Origin of the sequence: Pseudoalteromonas sp. JSTW (assembly GCF_013423925.1) — a bacterium.
In the GTDB taxonomy this organism is placed as follows: Bacteria; Pseudomonadota; Gammaproteobacteria; order Enterobacterales; family Alteromonadaceae; genus Pseudoalteromonas; species Pseudoalteromonas lipolytica.
Genome location: NZ_CP058972.1, coordinates 628,971 through 647,838 on the forward strand (window position 1 = coordinate 628,971; position 18,868 = coordinate 647,838).

The 18,868-nt window shown below is 41.3% G+C and carries 18 protein-coding genes and 1 pseudogene; 17 read left to right on the forward strand and 2 right to left on the reverse strand.

Annotated features, from left to right (window positions below; translation table 11 throughout):
- From folK to GZH31_RS03050, 7 genes are all read left to right on the forward strand, one after another.
- Positions 1 to 489 (forward strand): 2-amino-4-hydroxy-6-hydroxymethyldihydropteridine diphosphokinase, encoded by a 489-nt coding sequence (gene folK, locus GZH31_RS03020; RefSeq protein WP_118844009.1) that lies wholly within the window; start codon positions 1 to 3, stop codon positions 487 to 489.
- Entirely contained in the window at positions 486 to 1,289 is an 804-nt protein-coding gene (locus GZH31_RS03025; protein ID WP_036970908.1) for an undecaprenyl-diphosphate phosphatase, read from the forward strand. The genes folK and GZH31_RS03025 overlap by 4 nt, the downstream gene beginning before the upstream one ends.
- Positions 1,290 to 1,450: 161 nt before the next feature.
- The gene (mpl, locus tag GZH31_RS03030) at positions 1,451 to 2,794 is read left to right on the forward strand and encodes a UDP-N-acetylmuramate:L-alanyl-gamma-D-glutamyl-meso-diaminopimelate ligase (RefSeq protein WP_065978011.1); all 1,344 of its coding nucleotides are present in this window, start codon (positions 1,451 to 1,453) and stop codon (positions 2,792 to 2,794) included.
- A gap of 21 nt (positions 2,795 to 2,815) precedes the next feature.
- Positions 2,816 to 3,439 carry a flavin prenyltransferase UbiX gene (locus GZH31_RS03035; protein WP_036970902.1) on the forward strand — a complete coding sequence of 208 codons (624 nt, stop codon included), beginning with the start codon at positions 2,816 to 2,818 and terminating at the stop codon, positions 3,437 to 3,439.
- Complete coding sequence (locus tag GZH31_RS03040) at positions 3,436 to 4,365, forward strand: ABC transporter ATP-binding protein (RefSeq protein ID WP_036970900.1); 930 nt, start codon at positions 3,436 to 3,438, stop codon at positions 4,363 to 4,365. Before GZH31_RS03035 ends, GZH31_RS03040 begins: the two co-directional genes overlap by 4 nt.
- Entirely contained in the window at positions 4,365 to 5,132 is a 768-nt protein-coding gene (locus GZH31_RS03045) for an ABC transporter permease (protein WP_036970898.1), read from the forward strand. Before GZH31_RS03040 ends, GZH31_RS03045 begins: the two co-directional genes overlap by 1 nt.
- Positions 5,132 to 5,797 carry a tRNA (guanosine(46)-N(7))-methyltransferase TrmB gene (locus GZH31_RS03050; protein WP_118844011.1) on the forward strand — a complete coding sequence of 222 codons (666 nt, stop codon included), beginning with the start codon at positions 5,132 to 5,134 and terminating at the stop codon, positions 5,795 to 5,797. The genes GZH31_RS03045 and GZH31_RS03050 overlap by 1 nt, the downstream gene beginning before the upstream one ends.
- Here GZH31_RS03050 and GZH31_RS03055 read toward each other — a convergent pair.
- The gene (locus tag GZH31_RS03055; protein WP_036970894.1) at positions 5,794 to 7,653 is read right to left on the reverse strand and encodes an EAL domain-containing protein; all 1,860 of its coding nucleotides are present in this window, start codon (positions 7,651 to 7,653) and stop codon (positions 5,794 to 5,796) included. The genes GZH31_RS03050 and GZH31_RS03055 overlap by 4 nt on opposite strands.
- 248 nt (positions 7,654 to 7,901) lie before the next feature.
- On the opposite strand from GZH31_RS03055, the gene panP reads away from it, so the two are divergent.
- Positions 7,902 to 9,530 carry a pyridoxal-dependent aspartate 1-decarboxylase PanP gene (gene panP, locus GZH31_RS03060; RefSeq protein ID WP_036970892.1) on the forward strand — a complete coding sequence of 543 codons (1,629 nt, stop codon included), beginning with the start codon at positions 7,902 to 7,904 and terminating at the stop codon, positions 9,528 to 9,530.
- A gap of 262 nt (positions 9,531 to 9,792) precedes the next feature.
- Here panP and argE read toward each other — a convergent pair whose 3' ends face one another.
- Positions 9,793 to 10,947 (reverse strand): acetylornithine deacetylase, encoded by a 1,155-nt coding sequence (gene argE / locus GZH31_RS03065; RefSeq protein WP_036970890.1) that lies wholly within the window; start codon positions 10,945 to 10,947, stop codon positions 9,793 to 9,795.
- 221 nt (positions 10,948 to 11,168) lie between these two features.
- Between argE and argC the strand changes: the two genes are divergently transcribed.
- The 9 genes and pseudogenes from argC to GZH31_RS03110 all read left to right on the forward strand — a co-directional run bounded on the left by argC (position 11,169) and on the right by GZH31_RS03110 (position 18,866).
- Positions 11,169 to 12,179, forward strand: coding sequence for an N-acetyl-gamma-glutamyl-phosphate reductase (gene argC, locus GZH31_RS03070; RefSeq protein ID WP_065978016.1), 1,011 nt, complete (start codon positions 11,169 to 11,171; stop codon positions 12,177 to 12,179).
- On the forward strand, positions 12,179 to 12,940 hold the full coding sequence (argB, locus tag GZH31_RS03075) for an acetylglutamate kinase (protein WP_036970887.1): 762 nt from the start codon (positions 12,179 to 12,181) through the stop codon (positions 12,938 to 12,940). The genes argC and argB overlap by 1 nt, the downstream gene beginning before the upstream one ends.
- Before the next feature lie 7 nt (positions 12,941 to 12,947).
- Positions 12,948 to 13,868 carry an ornithine carbamoyltransferase gene (locus tag GZH31_RS03080; protein ID WP_036970885.1) on the forward strand — a complete coding sequence of 307 codons (921 nt, stop codon included), beginning with the start codon at positions 12,948 to 12,950 and terminating at the stop codon, positions 13,866 to 13,868.
- A gap of 9 nt (positions 13,869 to 13,877) precedes the next feature.
- Positions 13,878 to 15,080, forward strand: a complete 1,203-nt coding sequence (locus tag GZH31_RS03085) for an argininosuccinate synthase (RefSeq protein ID WP_036970883.1) — start codon at positions 13,878 to 13,880, stop codon at positions 15,078 to 15,080.
- Between the two features lie 51 nt (positions 15,081 to 15,131).
- Positions 15,132 to 16,493 (forward strand): annotated as a pseudogene (argH, locus tag GZH31_RS03090) (argininosuccinate lyase); the annotation flags it as partial.
- Between the two features lie 583 nt (positions 16,494 to 17,076).
- The gene (locus tag GZH31_RS03095; protein WP_036970879.1) at positions 17,077 to 17,283 is read left to right on the forward strand and encodes a hypothetical protein; all 207 of its coding nucleotides are present in this window, start codon (positions 17,077 to 17,079) and stop codon (positions 17,281 to 17,283) included.
- Positions 17,284 to 17,290: 7 nt separating this feature from the next.
- Positions 17,291 to 17,818: a hypothetical protein gene (locus tag GZH31_RS03100; RefSeq protein WP_036970877.1), complete on the forward strand. Its 528-nt coding sequence runs from the start codon at positions 17,291 to 17,293 to the stop codon at positions 17,816 to 17,818.
- Positions 17,819 to 17,830: 12 nt separating this feature from the next.
- Entirely contained in the window at positions 17,831 to 18,340 is a 510-nt protein-coding gene (locus GZH31_RS03105) for a hypothetical protein (protein ID WP_118844013.1), read from the forward strand.
- Positions 18,333 to 18,866, forward strand: coding sequence for a hypothetical protein (locus GZH31_RS03110; protein WP_083202695.1), 534 nt, complete (start codon positions 18,333 to 18,335; stop codon positions 18,864 to 18,866). The genes GZH31_RS03105 and GZH31_RS03110 overlap by 8 nt, the downstream gene beginning before the upstream one ends.
- Positions 18,867 to 18,868: the final 2 nt, after the last annotated feature.

An 18,868-nucleotide genomic window follows, 5' to 3' on the forward strand; every position in this document is an offset into this window, starting at 1 on the left:
ATGGCACAGATTTTTATCAGCTTAGGCTCGAATGTAAATAAAGAGCATTATATTCGCCAAGCATTAAAGACGTTAAAGCCGTATTTCCCTGATAGTGTTCATTCATCGGTATATGAAAGTGAAGCGGTGGGATTTGCGGGTAATAATTTTTATAACTCAGTGCTTGGTGCGAATACTGACATGCCATTGCCTGAGCTGTGTAAATTACTGAAGCAAATAGAGTTAGATAACGGTCGTACTCGTGAAGATAAAAAGTTTAGTCCTAGAACATTAGACCTTGATTTATTGTTTTATGATGACATTATTTGCGATTCGCCAGCGCAATTACCGCGTGATGAAATAACAAAAAATGCGTTTGTTTTAAAACCGCTAGCAGAAATTGCCCCTGATTTTTTTCACCCTGTAGCTAAGCAAACACTGGCTGAGCTATGGGAAAATTATAACAACCCACAACAAAAACTATGGAAGGTGGAGTTTACTAACCCATGAGTATTATTGAGATAATTGTTTTAGCCTTAATTCAAGGATTGACTGAGTTTTTACCTATTTCGAGCTCAGCGCATTTAATTTTACCTTCGCAAGTTTTAGGCTGGCATGATCAAGGTTTAGCATTTGATGTTGCAGTACACGTAGGTACGCTTGGTGCGGTGGTACTGTATTTCCGTAAAGAAGTGGTTGATATTTTGGGGGCTTGGTTTAAGTCGTTTGGCTCACAAGGCGCAACCGATGACAGCCGTTTGGGCTGGTGGATCATTGTTGCCACGATTCCTGCGTTATTAATTGGGTACTTATTTAAAGACTTTGTAGAGAGCTATTCACGAAATGCGTGGGTGATTGCCACTTCAACTATCGTTTTCGGCTTGTTACTTTGGTATGCCGATGTAAAAGCAAAACAAGTAAAAAATATCTACCAAGTAAATTTTTTTAGTGCGTTACTGTTGGGTTTTTCGCAAGTGCTGGCAATGGTCTTTCCTGGCACGTCGCGCTCTGGCATAACGATAACCGTGGGTTTATTGCTGGGTTTAAATAAGCAAAGCGCAGCACGTTTTTCGTTTTTAATGTCGATTCCGGTCATTGCTGCGGCAGGTTCATATTATATATATCAACTTGCAACTGCAGGTGAAGCGATTGATTGGCAAGCTATTTTACTCGGTGCAGGTCTATCGTTTGTTTCGGCTTATGCCTGTATTTTCTTTTTCTTAAAAGTAATTGAGCGCATGGGCATGATGCCATTTGTTATCTATCGCTTGTTACTTGGTGTCGGTTTATTTGCATTTTTAATGCTGTAAAAAACCGTTTTACTCACTTTAAAAAACACCTCGGTCTTGAGGTGTTTTTTTATGTTTGCTATTCGGCAAAAGTCTATTGCCGTCTAATCATGGTAAGTAAAGGTTATATTTGGCATTATAACGCTTTATTTTTTCGTAATTCATTTTGTTCAGGACAGTAGATGCATATTCATATTCTTGGAATTTGTGGCACCTTTATGGGCGGGATTGCCGCAATCGCTAAATCGTTGGGTCACACAGTGACAGGCTCTGATCAAAATGTTTACCCCCCAATGAGTACGCAGCTGGAAGAGCTTGGCATTACGCTAACTCAAGGTTATGACATTACACAATTAGACCCCGCGCCCGATATGGTGGTCATTGGCAATGCGATGAGCCGTGGTAACCCCTGTGTGGAATATGTGCTCGATAAAGGCTTACCTTACACCTCAGGCCCAGAATGGCTTAAGCATAATTTATTGCAAAACTCATGGGTGCTTGCTGTCGCAGGCACGCATGGTAAAACGACAACCGCGAGTATGTTGGCATGGCTGCTAGAATATGCAGGTATGAAACCGGGCTTTTTGATTGGTGGCATTGTGCAAAACTTTGGGGTATCAGCACGAGTTGGTGAGACGCCTTTTTTTGTCATTGAAGCCGATGAATATGACACCGCCTTTTTTGATAAACGCAGTAAGTTTGTGCATTACTTACCACGGACCTTAATCCTCAATAATCTTGAATTTGATCATGCTGATATTTTTGAAGATTTAAATGCGATTAAAAAACAATTTCATCACTTGATGCGTACATTACCCTGTAGTGGCAAAGTTATCTGGCCAAGCCAAGATGAAGCACTGCAGGATGTGATTGAGCGCGGCCTTTGGAGTGATAGCGAAACGCTGTCAGGTGATTGGGATTATCGCTTACTTAAAGCGGATGGCAGCGAGTTTGAAGTGTTGTTAGCGGGAGAAGTACAGGGCGTTGTGTCGTGGCAAGCTATGGGCGAACATAATGTCAAAAATGCGATTATGGCGATTGCAGCTGCGCGTCATGTCGGTATCGCTGTGCCCGTGAGCATTGCAGGTTTAGCTGAGTTTATTTCACCTAAGCGTCGCATGGAACTCAAAGCTGATATAAAGGGCATTAAAGTGTATGACGATTTTGCCCATCACCCAACCGCGATAAAAACGACTTTAGCAGGCCTGCGCGCTAAAGTCGGCAATGAGAAAATTATTGCGATACTAGAGCCCCGTTCGAACACCATGAAAATGGGCGTGCATCAGCAAACGCTTATTGACTCGCTTAGTGCAGCCGATGAGGTGTATTTGTTTGAGCCAGAAAATTTGAGTTGGTCATTAAAAGACTATGCTGACAAAGCGGGTATGCACTGCAGCACGAGTACTGAGGAAATCATTACGTTGGTTGCAAACAGTGCGGCTGCCCATCACCATATTTTGATTATGAGTAATGGTGGTTTTGAAGGTATTCATCAGCGCTTGATCACGGTATTAGAACAAAACTAACCAGTATACGGAGTTAACTGTATGCAATTTAAAGATAAAATAACCCTAGCGTTTAGTGGCGCGTCGGGCGCGCCTTACGGTTTAAGGTTGTTAGAAGTATTATTAGAACAACAGTTTCAAGTGTACGTGTTGATCTCAAGCGCTGCGCGTGTGGTACTTGATACCGAATCAAATATTAAGCTTTCAGGTAATGAAGACAAAGCGACAGAGCAGCTTAGTAAGCTGTTCAATGCAGCCCCAGAGCAGCTAAAAGTATTTGGTAAAGATAATTGGTTTAGCCCCGTAGCATCGGGCTCGGCAGCCCCTAAAAAAATGGTGGTGTGTCCTTGCAGTGCAGGCTCAGTCTCGGCCATTGCCGTTGGCGCATCTGATAACTTATTGGAACGTGCTGCTGATGTGGTTATTAAAGAACGTGGTCAGCTTATTTTGGTGCCACGCGAAACACCTTTTAGTGAAATACACCTAGAAAACATGCTCAAGTTAGCAAAATTGGGTGTCACCATTATGCCTGCAGCACCCGGGTTTTATCATAAACCTGAGCACATTTCTGACTTGGTCGATTTTATGGTGGCACGTATTTTAGATCATTTACATATTGAACATACTCTAACGAAACGTTGGGGTTATGGAGAGGGCAAACAGTGAGCGAACAGACAATCGCATTAAATATTGAAGGCCTTAAAAAGGTTTATAAAAATGGCGTTGAAGCCGTAAAAGGGATTGATTTACAGGTAAAACAAGGCGACTTTTTTGCTTTGTTAGGTCCCAATGGGGCGGGTAAATCAACCACAATTGGCGTGATTTCATCACTTGTGAATAAAAGCGCAGGCCGTGTTGAAGTCTTTGGTCATAATATCGATACAGATCTCGAAGCTGCAAAATCAGAGCTCGGCTTAGTACCGCAAGAGTTTAACTTTAGCCAGTTTGAAACGCTTAACCAAATATTAGTTAATCAAGCTGGCTACTATGGCGTACCAAGAAAGCTTGCTCATGAACGTGCTGAAAAATACCTAAAACAACTTGGTTTATTTGAGAAAAAAGATAAACAAGCTCGCACGTTATCGGGGGGAATGAAGCGCCGTTTAATGATTGCCCGTGCGCTTATGCACGAACCAAAGTTACTTATTCTTGATGAGCCTACGGCGGGGGTTGATATTGAACTGCGTCGCTCTATGTGGGATTTCTTGCGTGAAATCAATAAACAAGGCGTTACCATTATTCTTACCACGCACTATTTAGAAGAAGCGGAATTGTTGTGTAAGAACATCGCTATTATTGATAGTGGTGTGATTGTCGAAAACACCACAATTAAAGCGTTACTTGCCAAGCTTGATAAAGAAACCTTCGTGCTTGACTTAAAACAGCCAGTTAACCCTATCAGCCTTGATGGTTATCAGTTTACTTTAACCGATGATCATACCTTAGAAGTTGAGGTGGCTAAATCGCAGGGGCTAAATCAGGTGTTTACGGCGTTAACCGAGCAAGGCAATACAGTGCTCAGTATGCGTAATAAGGCCAATCGATTAGAAGAGTTGTTTGTGGGTTTATTAGAACAAGGGCGAGGCGAATAATGTTTAAATATGGTGTAGCGCTAAAGAGTATTTGGATTAAAGAGTGTATTCGTTTTTTACGTATTTGGGTGCAAACGCTGGTACCGCCAGCAATTACGATGAGCCTTTATTTTGTTATTTTTGGTAACCTAATTGGCTCACGCATTGGTGATATGGGTGGTTTTTCCTACATGGAATTTATAGTACCTGGCCTCATCATGATGTCGGTGATTACTAACTCTTACTCTAATGTGGCGTCGAGCTTTTATTCCACTAAATTCCAAAAAAGTATCGAAGAGCTACTTGTGGCACCGGTGCCTAATTACATCATTGTACTAGGCTACATGGGTGGAGGTATGACACGAGGCATGTTGGTTGGCTTAATTGTTACGTGCGTGTCTTTGCTATTTGTTGATATTCAAATTCACAATATTTTCGTGATTATGGCGACTGTGATTTTAACCTCAGCCGTATTTGCTCTGGGGGGCTTAATAAATGCAATTTACGCAAATAGCTTTGATGACATCAGCATTATACCTACGTTCATTTTAACGCCATTAACCTACTTAGGTGGGGTGTTTTACTCGATTACCCTGTTACCTGAGTTTTGGCAGGGGGTATCGCAAGTAAACCCAATTATATATATGGTTAATGCATTTAGGTATGGCTTCTTAGGTGTGTCGGATGTCGACTTATCGGTCGCGTTTGGTGTACTAGGATTATTTATTGTGGGGTTATTTACGTTAGCTTTAACGCTAATTAAACGCGGTGTGGGGCTTAGACACTAATGACAGATGCAAATTCGAGAAGTATTGTATCGAATCAACCCGGCTTGCATGACAAGCTAGACGAGATTGTTTTAAAGCACTTAAGTGCAGAGTTTAAAAAACCAATTGCAGCGCACACGCAAGCTGCATTTGACCAAGTGAATGAAAAAGTTCACGCATTCAATGGACCAATTATTCTTGATTCATGCTGTGGGGTGGGAGAGAGTACCGCTAATCTTGCTAAGCGCCACCCAGAGGCACTTGTTATTGGAATTGACAAGTCGTCACATCGTTTAGATAAGCACGATATTGAATATAAACAAACAGACACTGGCCAGTATATTTTGGTACAAGCTGATTTAAATGATTTTTGGCGTTTAGCGGTTGCAGCAAATTGGCAGCCAACTCACCATTATCTGCTTTATCCAAACCCTTGGCCAAAAGCTAAGCACTTACAAAGGCGCTGGCATGGGGCCGCAATTTTTCCATTTATTGTTAAACTTGGCGGCCGATTAGAGCTCAGAAGTAACTGGGATATCTACGTTAAAGAGTTCGCTCGCGCCCTTGAGTTGGCTGGACATCCATGCCAAGTTGAACGCTATGAACACGATGTGCCTATTACGCCGTTCGAGCGAAAGTATTGGGCCAGTGGACAGCAGAGCCACCGCTTGGTCATAAACCTTTAAATTTGCGTGTTAATGTAGGGAGTGGGTGGAGCAAAATAATTACCTTGCATGAGTGTGATACCCGCACGTGAAAGTGCATCGGCAATTTGCTCACTTTCTACTTGCTCAGCAATAACCGCTAAGTTTAATTGCTGAGCATACTTCACTAAATGCTCTATAAACATAAAACTATCGGCATTATTGTGTATTTGGCTTACTAGGTCTTTGTCGAGCTTTAAGCCATCCACTTCAAGCTTTAAAATGTGAGACAAGTTTGAGTACCCCGCACCAAATTCATTGATCATCACTTGCGCCCCTTTATTCTTTAATAAACTAATAAAGGCTTTCACTTGGCTAAAGTATGCAATGGCTTCAGTTTCATGAAACTCAAAAATAATATTGTGTGGTTTTGGGTAACGCCTTAATTGCTGCTCTAGAAATTCACTTAAACTTGGATCGAGAATATCTTGCGCGGTGATATTGATACTCCAGCGCACATTTGTCTTTCTGAATTGTTCAATACATCGTGAAAACATGGTGCGTGTTAACAACCCGTCCATGCGTGAGCGTTTTAATACAGCCATAAAGTAATCAGGGCAATGAATCCGACCTTGTGCAGTTGCCATTCTGGCTAAGCTTTCATAGTGACTTATTTGCTTAAGTTCCGTGTTATAAATTGGCTGAAAGTAGGGCACGATTCGATTGTTATCGAACGCTTCTCTAACTTCTTTAGCGAGAGTGACGTTGTGTCTAAATTGCTCTTCAACTTGTTTAAATACATTCTCATAGCGAACAATACGTTGATTATTTAACTTGGCTTGTTGCAAGGCTATATGTGCATTTTCTATGAGCATGAGTTTGTTACACGAGGCGATTCCAGCATGCAAAGTAATATAAATAAATGGCTCGCTTAGCACAGGAATTGCGTGATTAAAGGTATTGATAATATCGTCAATACGTTGCTCAGCGTTGCGAATATTCAATAATGCGATTTTATTCGTCGCTAAACGAAAGATTGCGCTCTCGCTTGGTATGCGGGATTGAAAATATGTGAGTAGATTAGCCATCACTCTATCGCTGACATCGGTGCCATAAAAACTACTAATATCCTCAAGCTCATTGATACTGATAACAGCAAGTTCCATGCGGTGTCTGGTTGTTCTTTCTATGTAATTCTCGAGCGCAATATGATTGGCAAAGCCGGTGCGAGCATCAGTCAGGAGTGAGCGTTTAAGCTGTAAAAAATAAAGCCACGCGATTAAAGCAACAATAAAGAAAAAGAAGCCGCTTGTAATGGTTGCTTTTGTTATGCTGTGTTGCAGTTGCTCATTGAGATCATCAATAGCAATGTCTGCACCTGTAATATAAGTGTGGCCGTTTTTGTCAACAAAGGTCACAAAGATACTTTTAAAGTTGCCCCAGTGATCTTGTGATATTTCAAAAACGGGTTCTGTCGAAAAAAAAGCTTCTTTATTGATGTCGGTGGCTTCAGGGTACGCATCTAAAAAGTGTGTCACGCGTCCACTGTTGTGATCTTTTTGAGTATAGCTAGAGGCACTAAAGAATACCGTATCATCGCGCAGCACCATCGCATATACATACGCTACCTGCATTTGCTTAGCGTAGTCAGATAAAGCCCTGCTCTTATCTTTATACAGCTCAGGTGAAATAGTTTGGCCTGCATTCACACGGGTATGATAATCATCCCCTAAAATATGCTTAACACTGATTGCCGCATTGAGTAATTTGGCATCAACATTCGCCATTATCTCACTACGTGTTGATTCATAGGTGTAATAAATATAGCCAAATAAGCTAATAAAAAATGCGGCAAAACCATAAATAAGCCAGCGTGTTCTTTGCATTCCATTCGGCATAGGTGTTCCCTTTGCAGTTATGACTTGATTATACTTAAAAAATACGCAGCTGATAGCAGAAAATTACGACAAAATTCACCCATCGATCATTTTTTTGTCACCGAAAGCATGGCTTTTTGGCTTTAAGCGAGACATTTTCATGATATTCCAGTAAAGTTAGCCAATTTCATAGAAACAGTGCCGCAAAATGTAAACCTCAATGTTCCTGCATTGGGTTCATTTTTAAGCTGCTTATAATGGGTATTAGGATGGATCAAAAGCGTTGTGCCGTCGCCTCTAAAGAAAGTTTGATTCGTATTTTTACGGTGCCAGAAGCACCAGACTCGACACTGAGTAAAATTGAATCAGAGATTTCAAGCAACCTTGCAGGATTCTTAAACGAGAATATTGCTGCGATTGAGAAGCCTCTTCATGAGATAGAGAAAGACTTTCAATCGGCAATGATTCCAGAAGAGCCCACATTTGTATCTGACTATGCTCAAGATATTATGGAGCAACTTGTTGCGCATTCAGTTCATACAGCCGCGCCTAGCTTTATTGGCCACATGACTTCTGCTTTACCGCACTTTGTACTGCCGTTATCAAAGTTGATGGTAGGTCTGAATCAAAACTTAGTAAAAATTGAAACCTCAAAAGCGTTCACCCCACTTGAACGACAAGTGCTTGGTATGATGCATCACCTTGTATATGGACAAGATGATGCGTTTTACAGTAAGTGGATGCATAGTGCAAAAACGTCACTCGGTGCATTTTGCTCAGGGGGGACAGTTGCCAACATTACCGCACTGTGGATTGCACGAAACCGTTTATTAAGAGCGGATGGCGATTACAAAGGAATTGCAGCTCAAGGCTTAATTGCGGGTATGTTGCATTATGGCTATAAAGGGCTTGCTGTACTGGTTTCTGAACGAGGTCATTACTCTCTTGGTAAAACAGTCGATTTATTGGGAATTGGTCGCGACAATATCATTGCAATAAAAACCGATAAGAACAATAAAGTAGACATTCAAGCCATGCGTGAAAAAGCGCAAGAACTGGAAGCGGCAGGCATTAAGGTAATGGCGCTGGTAGGTGTTGCGGGTACTACGGAAACAGGCAGTATTGACCCCCTTAATGATATGGCTGATTTAAGTGAAGAATTGGGCTGTCATTTCCATGTTGATGCAGCATGGGGAGGAGCAACCTTATTATCGCAAAACTATCGCCATTTATTGAGTGGTGTTGAGCGAGCCGATTCAATTACAATCGATGCCCACAAACAGATGTATGTGCCAATGGGCGCTGGTTTAGTGTTATTTAAAGACCCAGCAGCAACCGATGCGATTGAGCATCATGCAGAGTATATTTTACGTAAAGGCTCAAAAGATTTGGGGAGTCATACGCTTGAAGGTAGTCGCCCAGGCATGGCAATGTTGGTGCATGCATGCTTACGTGTCATTGGTCGTAAAGGTTACGAGATGCTGATTGATCGCAGTATCGTTAAAGCACGTACCTTTGCTGAATTAATTAGGCAAGACGAAGACTTTGAGCTGATTTCAGAACCTGAATTGTGTTTATTAACCTATCGATATGTCCCTAAACAGATTCAAGAAAAACTTAAAAATGCTGACGAAGAAACTAAACTCGATATTTATGCTTCACTGAACCGTTTTACGGCCAGTATGCAAAAACGTCAGCGTGAAGCTGGGCGTTCTTTTGTATCGCGTACACGTTTAACCCCTGCGCAATACGATTACCAGCCTACCGTGGTGTTTAGAGTTGTGTTAGCGAATCCGCTTACGTCAAAGGCTATATTAAAAGATATTCTTGCAGAGCAAAAAGAACTGTCTAAAACAGATCCTGTATTTAAAAAGTATTTAAGTAAGTACATGGATTAGGTGATATAAATAAGTAAAAAGGAGCTTGAAAGCTCCTTTTTTTATACCAATTTGCGTATTTCAATGAGCAAGGTTGAGGCAATAAAAGCTCGTTGATAACAATGCAAAAATTTCGTTATTTAGGTATTCTCGGCAATTGCTCCTGCATTGCTCCTGCATTGCTCTACCTTCTGCATCTATGCAGTCGTAAATCAGCAATTTTTAACGCAGTTAGCGACTGGTTTAATCCCTCAAAATGATTAAAAATTATTGCAAAATGGTATTATGCCTTTTGAAAACAGCTAGCCTTAATCATTTCACTGATGATCTGTTGCGATGGTTTGATTTTTTCCATGGCTAAAAACTCATCAGGCTGATGTGCTTGGTTGATTGACCCTGGCCCCATAACAATCGTTTCACAGCCTAATTGTTGAATAAACGGCGCTTCGGTGCAGTAGTTAACTGCAACCGCAGGTTGGCCTGACACCTTTTCTGCCAGTTTTACTAAAGCGCTATCTGTGCTGCCGCTGAATGCAGGTATTGGGTCGTGTAAGTCAATAACGCTGACAGCGTTTGGATACTCAGTATTTATTTCATTGGCTGCATTAATCAAAATGGCTTGCAGCTCTTGTACGCTTAAACCGGGTAGTGGGCGCATATCAATGTGCATTTCACAGCAGCCACAAATACGGTTTGCGTTATCGCCGCCATGAATATGACCTAGGTTTAATGTTGGGTACGGTATTACAAAGTGCTCAACTGAATATTTATTCTTTAATTCGTCTTTAATGATTAACAGTTTTGTAATCATTTTATGCATGACTTCGATGGCATTTAAGCCTCGCTCAGGGTCTGAGCTGTGACCCGAACGACCCACAACGCGAATCGCTGAACTCATGTGGCCTTTATGAGTAAACACCGGTGTCATGTCTGTTGGCTCGCCAATAATACAGCGCGCGGGCTTTAAATTAGGGTGGCGACATATTTGCTGAGCACCCGCCATTGTCGTTTCTTCATCGGCTGTGGCTAAAATTAATAAAGGCTCTGTTTGCTGGCTTGCATCAAGCTCACTAATGGCCTGCAGTACAAAAGCAAAAAAACCTTTCATATCAATGCTGCCTAAACCGAATAACTTGTTGTCATGCTCGCTTAATTTAAACGGATCATAATTCCAGCGGCTGTCATCAAATGGCACGGTATCGGTGTGGCCCGCTAACATCAGTCCCCCTTCACCTTCACCCCGTCTCGCTAATAAATTAAAGCGACCTTTGCCATGCTCAAGCTCTGTAATTTCGCAGCTAAAGCCTAAGGTTTCGCACCAATTGGCAAGTAAGGTAATGACCTCTTTATTGCTCATGCATAAAGAGTCTTCAATTGCACTAATTGAAGGCGCAGCAATCAATTGTTGATACATCGATAAAAAAGAGGGAAGCGACATAAAAAAATCCAAAAATAATTATTCAATCTAATTGCATAACAATATAAAAGTATTTATTATGAATATCAATTCACTTTTTGAGCATAAATATACTTTAAAGTAGCGTATGAACACAAAACGACGATAACCTTATTTCATTACTTTAGATAGTGTTTTTATTCGCTAAACAGCGAGTAGTTTTAAATGTGTAAATAGATAAGTTAAATAGGTAAAACCAAGCAATGAATGTAGTGATTATTGGCGCAAGTGGATATAGCGGCGCAGAGCTTGCGAGTTTAGTCGCCAAGCACCCACAACTAACTTTAAAGGCATGTTATGTCTCTGAGGGCAGCTTAGATAAAAATAAGTGTTTAAGTGACTTATATCCTGAGCATTTAGGGCTTTTAGACCATCCATTACAGCCATTAACAGCAGCCGCTTATACCGACATCGAACAGCATGCTGATTACGTGTGTTTATGTACAGATCATGAAGTGAGTGTTGACCTTGCTCCTCGATTTTTAGCAATGGGTAAAAAAGTATTCGATTTATCAGGCGGCTTTCGTTTAGCTGGGAATGAGGATTACCTCACTTACTATGGCTTTGCGCATCAGCATCCAACGCTTTTAACACAAGCAGCCTATGGACTAGCAGAGTGGAATGCGGATGCAATCAGTCAGGCAAATTTGGTTGCGGTTGCAGGCTGTTATCCTACAGCCGCACTTAACTCATTAAAACCATTGAAAGAAGCCGGCTTATTAGCAGAGCAAACAATTATTATTAATGCCGTGTCAGGCGTCACGGGGGCGGGTAGAAAAGCGAGTGTTAATACGCATTTTTGCGAAGTATCACTTGCGCCTTATGGGTTATTTAACCACAGGCACACACCTGAAATTGAACAACATTTAGGCCATCCTGTGTTATTTACCCCGCATTTGGGGAATTTTCCGCGGGGAATTTTAGAAACTATTTATGTGCAATTAAAACCCGGTGTAACACCAGAGCAAGTAACAGAAGCGTATCAGGTGTTAGCCGATGAACCGTTGATTCGTTTACTTGGAAGCAAAATACCCAGTATTAAAGGCGTTGCTAAACAGCCGTATGTTGATATTGCGTGGCAACAAAAAGGCGAACAGCTCATTGTTATGTCGGCCATTGATAACCTGTTAAAAGGGGCGGCTGGGCAAGCATTGCAATGTATTAATTTAGCGATGGGTATACCTCATCATACCGGATTAGTAGGAGCGTTATGATGAAAACATGGGTCATTAAAATTGGCGGTGCGGTATTAAATACTGCCGATGCTGCAAAAGCCCTATTTGATGTTTTAATCTCACAACAGCAAGCTAACTTTGTGATTGTTCATGGTGGGGGTGCATTAGTTGATGCATGGCTTATGGATGCGGGATTCGCCAGTGCTAAGCACCAAGGTTTACGTATCAGTCCAAAAGAACAAATGCCATACATCGTTGGGGCGTTAGCTGGCTGTGCTAATAAACAACTAATGAGTCAAGCCATTGCCTCGGGTCATAAACCTGTGGGTATGAGCCTTTATGAAGCCGGTGTTGTGGTTAAGCAAAAATTAAAAGCGTTGGGGCAAGTTGGGCAATGCTGTGACAGTATCGACAGTATTTTACCCAGCTTAATTGAACAAGGCCGTCTACCATTAGTCAGCTCTATTGGTTTTGATGAAGAGGGACTTTGGTACAACGTAAATGCAGATGAAGCGGCCGCAGCGATTGCGAAAGAGCTTGATGCAGAACTTATTTTTATGACTGATGTAGAAGCGGTACTTGATGCAAATAAGCAACCATTACATCAACTTAATACGCAGCAAATAGATGCATTAATTCTTCAAGGAGTTATTCAGGGCGGGATGGAGGTCAAAGTTAAGACCAGTCTTCTTGCTGCCCAACATTTACGACGTGGTGTGTATATCTCAAGCTGGTTAAAGCCAGAAAATTTAGTCGCTTTATTGCAAGGCGAGCACGTTGGAACAAAGATTACACCATAGGTATTACATGTTAACTCACTTTTTATCGGGTCTTGAATTAGACCAAAAAGGCGCGCTTAAATTATTAGACTTAGCGCAAAAAATTAAAGCAAACCCTGTTGATTTTAGCCAAGCGTTAGCGGGCAAATCAGTGGTGACATTATTCGAAAAACCAAGCTTACGCACGCGTTTATCATTCGATATAGGCATTAATAAATTAGGTGGCCATGCTGTGTATTTAGACTCACAAAATGGGGCTATGGGTGCACGTGAATCGGTGAAAGATTTTGCTTTAAATATTTCTACTTGGGCCGACGGTATTGTGGCTCGTGTATTTGCACATAAAACATTAACTACGCTTGCTGAATTTTCGTCAGTGCCTGTGGTGAATAGTCTGTGTGATTTATACCACCCATGCCAAGCATTAGCGGATTTCTTAACGCTGCAAGAAGTACACGGCGATGTCAGTAAACTGAAGCTTGCTTATTTAGGTGAAGGCAATAACGTGACGCATTCACTTATGTTACTTGCTGCAACGTTAGGGACTGATTTTGTGGCGGTTTGCCCTAAGGGGAGTTCTCCAGATTCACAGATTCTCAAACAAGCAGAGCAAATTGCAGCCATGAATGGTGCATCTGTGATGGTCAGTGACAGAATTGAAGCGGCAGTCGGCGCAAATGCAGTCTATGCTGATACGTGGGTATCTATGGGAGATAAAACCCCACTTGAGCAAGTTAAGGCTAAATATATGCCGTACCAGTTAAATCAAGCGTTGCTTGATCAAACGGGCGCGCAAACAGTGTTGCATTGCCAGCCAGCTCATCGCGAATTTGAAATTACCTCTGAGGTAATGGATGGCCCTGCATCAAAAATTATTCAACAAGCAGAAAATCGTATGCATGCGCAAAACGCACTGCTTGTCACATTATTAAATCCAAATTTTGTTTAAGGAACACCAATGAGTTCAATCAAAAAAGTCGTATTAGCCTATTCTGGTGGTCTAGATACATCGGCAATCGTGCCGTGGTTAAAAGAGAACTACGGCTGTGAAGTTATCGCATTCGTTGCTGATGTAGGCCAAGGTGCTGAAGAGCTTGAAGGCGTTGAGGCCAAAGCAATCGCTTCAGGTGCATCTGAGTGTTATGTGGTTGACCTAAAAGACGAAATGGTCAGTGATTATATTTATCCGACATTAAAAACAGGCTCTATCTACGAAGGTACTTATTTACTGGGTACGTCGATGGCGCGCCCTATTATTGCAAAAGCACAAGTAGAGATTGCGCGTAAAGTGGGGGCTGATGCACTGTCGCATGGCTGCACAGGTAAAGGTAACGACCAAGTGCGTTTTGAATCATGTTTCGCAGCATTAGCGCCTGATCTTAAAGTGATTGCGCCATGGCGTGAATGGGATTTATCAAGCCGTGAATCATTACTAGATTACTTGGCTGAGCGTAATATCCCTTGTTCAGCATCTGCTACAAAAATTTACAGCCGTGATGCAAACGCATGGCACATTTCGCACGAAGGTGGCGAGCTTGAAGATCCATGGTGCCAACCGAGCGATCAAGTGTGGACCTGGACTAACTCTCCAGAGCAAGCACCAAACGAGCCTGAATATGTGACATTAAACGTAGTAGAAGGTGAAGTGGTTGCGGTTAATGGTGAGACATTAAAACCATACGATTGTTTAGTTAAGCTAAATGATATCGCAGCGCCACATGGTGTAGGCCGTGTAGATATTGTTGAAAACCGTTTAGTCGGTATGAAATCGCGTGGTTGTTATGAAACACCAGGGGGCACAGTAATCATGGCTGCACTGCAAGCTGTTGATGAGCTCGTGTTAGATAAATCAAGCCGCAAGTGGAAAGAAGTGCTGGGTGGTGAGTTCTCACACTTAGTGTATGACGGCCGTTGGTTTACGCCGCTTAAAGATTCAATTCTTGCAGCTGCTGAATCACTCTCAAAGCTGGCAACAGGTGAAATTGTTCTTAAACTGTATAAAGGTCAAGTAACTGCAGTGCAGAAGAAGTCACCTAACAGCTTATACAGTGAAGACTTTGCAACCTTTGGTGAAGATGATGTATACGACCAATCACATGCTGAAGGGTTTATTCGTTTATTCTCACTTTCGAGCAGAATCTCTGCATTAACGAAAAAATAATTTTATTTTGCCCCGTTCAGCGGGGCAATATCAGCGTTTGGAGAGAATTCAATGGCATTATGGGGCGGACGTTTTTCTACGGGTCCAGATGAAGCATTTAAGCAATTTAACGATTCACTTCCCTTTGATTATCAGCTTGCAGAGCAAGATATTATTGGCTCAGTTGCGTGGGCCGGTGCGCTTAAACAGGTTGATGTGTTAAATCAACAAGAATACGACGATCTTGTCGCAGCACTTAATACTCTGTTGGATGAGGTTAAAGCTAATCCACAGGCTGTCGCTGTGGCAGGGCATGAAGATATTCATTCTTATGTTGAGTCGGCATTAATTGACAAAGTTGGCGACTTAGCAAAAAAACTTCACACAGGTCGTAGCCGCAACGACCAAGTTGCTACAGATTTCCGTTTATGGTGTCGCGATACAGCGGATCATATTCTTGACGCTATTGCTGATTTAAAGGCCGAATTTATTGCTTTAGCAGAACGTGAGCTGGGTACTATTTTACCGGGTTATACACATTTGCAACGCGCGCAGCCCGTGCTCTTTAGTCATTGGTGCATGGCGTATGTGGAAATGCTTGAGCGTGATGAAAGTCGTTTAACAGATGCGAAAAAGCGTATGAACTTTTGTCCATTAGGCAGTGGCGCACTGGCTGGTACGGCGTACCCAATTGACAGGCAAACGCTTGCCGAGGGGCTAGGTTTTACCGCTGCAACGCGCAACAGTCTTGATGCAGTGTCTGATCGCGACTTTGTGGTGGAGCTATTAAGCTGTGCCTCTATCTCAATGATTCATTTATCTCGTATGGCTGAAGATCTTATTTTCTATAATTCTGGTGAAGCAGGGTTTGTTGAATTGTCGGATGGTGTGACGTCGGGTTCATCATTGATGCCACAAAAGAAAAACCCAGATGCACTTGAGCTAATTCGGGGTAAGACAGGGCGAGTTTTTGGTGCTTTTAGTGCCATGATGATGACCTTAAAGGCCTTACCACTTGCATATAATAAAGATATGCAAGAAGACAAAGAAGGCTTGTTTGATGCGATGCCAACGTGGCTTGCGTGTATTCATATGGCACAAGCTTGCATTAAAGGGATTAAAGTTAATGCTGAAAAGACCCTAGCCGCAGCAAAAGGGGGGCACTCTAACGCCACCGAATTGGCTGACTATTTAGTGGCTAAAGGCATCCCCTTCAGAGAAGGCCACCACATCGTAGGCACCTTAGTGCAAATGGCTATTACCGAAGGGAATAACTTAGAAGATTTAAGTTTAGAGCAATTCAAATCTGTGCATAGCATTTTCGAATCAGATGTATATCCTGTATTAGAAATAGATGCATGTATTAAAGCGCGACAGGCTTTAGGGGGTACTTCGTTAGAACAAGTAACGAGCGCCATCGATAATGCCAAGAAGTCTGCTAATAAAGATGTGTAATGCACATTAAGCTGATGCCGAATTAATGGTTCTGTTATTTCGGCTCAAAGCTATGGATGGCTGAATTCTTGCCGCACCAAAGTGACAGCGTGCACAGACATTTTATAGTGTGGTGCTGATAGTTTATAAACAATAGCCAAAAATTTGGCACGATGTCTATTAACTCAACGCCATAATGTATTACTCGTTATGCAAAAAGTGTGATGAGGCTGTTTGTCTTATACACGATGAAAATAATGTGTGTCGCTCACGTTAAAAGAACGAAATTCATTTTGAAGTCTTGTGATAATGCGGTGATCCCGTGTAAAAACGAGGCTTAACTCCCTGGATAGGAAAAACGCACGGTTACCCCTGTGCGTTTTTTTATGCCTAAAATTTACAAAGATCAGCCGAAATTGATCAAAATGATCGTTGTTTCTAAAAAGTTGGATCACTAATTGCAAAGTTAGAGACAGCAGTTATTTTACTGCAAAAAGCGTCAAAAGAATGAGAACGCTTAACTCAGCTTACAACCTGTTGTAAGCTTATTGTAAACAACTAATAACTTTAAAGGATTTAACTCATGCAAGTTACGAACAATAGCCAACTTCAAATGCAAGCTTACAGCCAAATGCAACAAACAAAGCCCGCTTTGGAACAAACTACTAGTAATAAAACCCTGCAATCTGATACAGTGAGCATATCAAGTGAAGCGCTTTCTTTATCAAGTGGTGCTGAGATTCAACGTGGTGGTGGTGCGATGTTCCCACCAAGTAAGAAAGAGCAATAGGTACTGAATGTTTTTTACTGAGCAACTTGGTTTTTTTTCCCTATCTGCGATGAGTGCATGGGGATTTTTAATGGCGTTTTTCTTTAATATTTTTGTTTATTTTATCGACGAAAATAAGCGTAAGACCACGTTGCTCGTAAGCTCTACTATTATGATGATCTCTTACATGGCGGGAGATTACTTCTTTAGTTGGATTTCTTATACAGCTGCTACTTTTCTTGAATGGGCATTATATGACATTGCAACTCTTACGTTTTTAGTTGTTTCATTTTTTATTATAAAACGTACAACTCCTTCCTTTGCTTACCTCATCACAGGCCTTTTAATTAACACAATTTTATTTCTTGCAGTGTATTTAGATGTGCAGGTATATAAAAATACAACTCATTGGATTTTATGGGATATCTACTCTTTAGGAGTAAATATTGTAGACTTTTGTATGATTGTTGCTTTGATTGTTGATCGTGACTTTCTTGGATTGAATAAGTTTAAAACATTTATACATAATTCTCTCAAAACTCATAAGTTAGCTTAAAAAAGTTAAGCTATGTATATCAGTGATGTAGTAGGAAGCCTGATAGGAGCCTTCATTGAATGGGGGTTTTTAATGGCATTCCTTTTCAATTTAGTAACCCATATTAACAAACCAGATAAACGTCTTGTCGTTTTGTCCTTGATAATGATGCTTTCATACTTCTTGAGTGGAGTATTAAATTTATCAAGCAATATCTATCTGAACTGGTTTTACTTTGATGTTATAACCATCGCGGCCATATTTATTTGGATTTACTGTGGGCGAGCCGACTCTTTCTGTGCCATTTATTATATCGTTGTAGGCTTGTTTTTAAACTCTCTTTTAATGCTTTCTATTTTTGTAGATATCGTACTTGTTGAAAATCGTACTCCTTGGATCCTTTGGAGTATCTATTCGTTCGGCGTAAATATTATTGATCTTATGATGATAGTCGCATTACTCACTAACAAGGATTTTTTTAAGTTTGCAGCAGTAGCGAAACGTTTTAGTTCTAAAGCGACTAGAAGACTGCCCAGTGCTTAAACTCCTGCAAGAAAACTTTGGCCTTTATCTCGCTACTTTCATCATGTGGGGATTTTTAATGGCCTTTTTATATAACATGGTGAAGAAGTCTTCATCGCCAAATGGTGATAAAACAGTGATGTGGATGGCACTGGCTATGTTTATCTCTTACATGGCTAGTGACCCATTACTTAATATAGCGTTTGGCTACAATATGTTAGATTCGAGTTTTGCATACGTCATTTGGGCTGGCTCTGATTTATTGATGTTGGCCGTTATCTGGTTAGTGGCCCACCAAAAAACCTTTCTTGAAGTGCCTGCAAAGCTGTATATTTACACGGGGCTTTTAGTAAATACATCGCTGTTTTTAGGGATGTACTATGATATTAACTACACTTATACGGGTGAGTGGTGGTTTTGGGATTTTTACACTATTACAGTGAATCTCATGGACATGATGATGCTTATAGCGCTGTTTTGTAATAAGGATTTTTTAGGATTAGTAAAGCTTTATAGAAGCATGCGAGGTCAAACCAAATTAGCCTGACC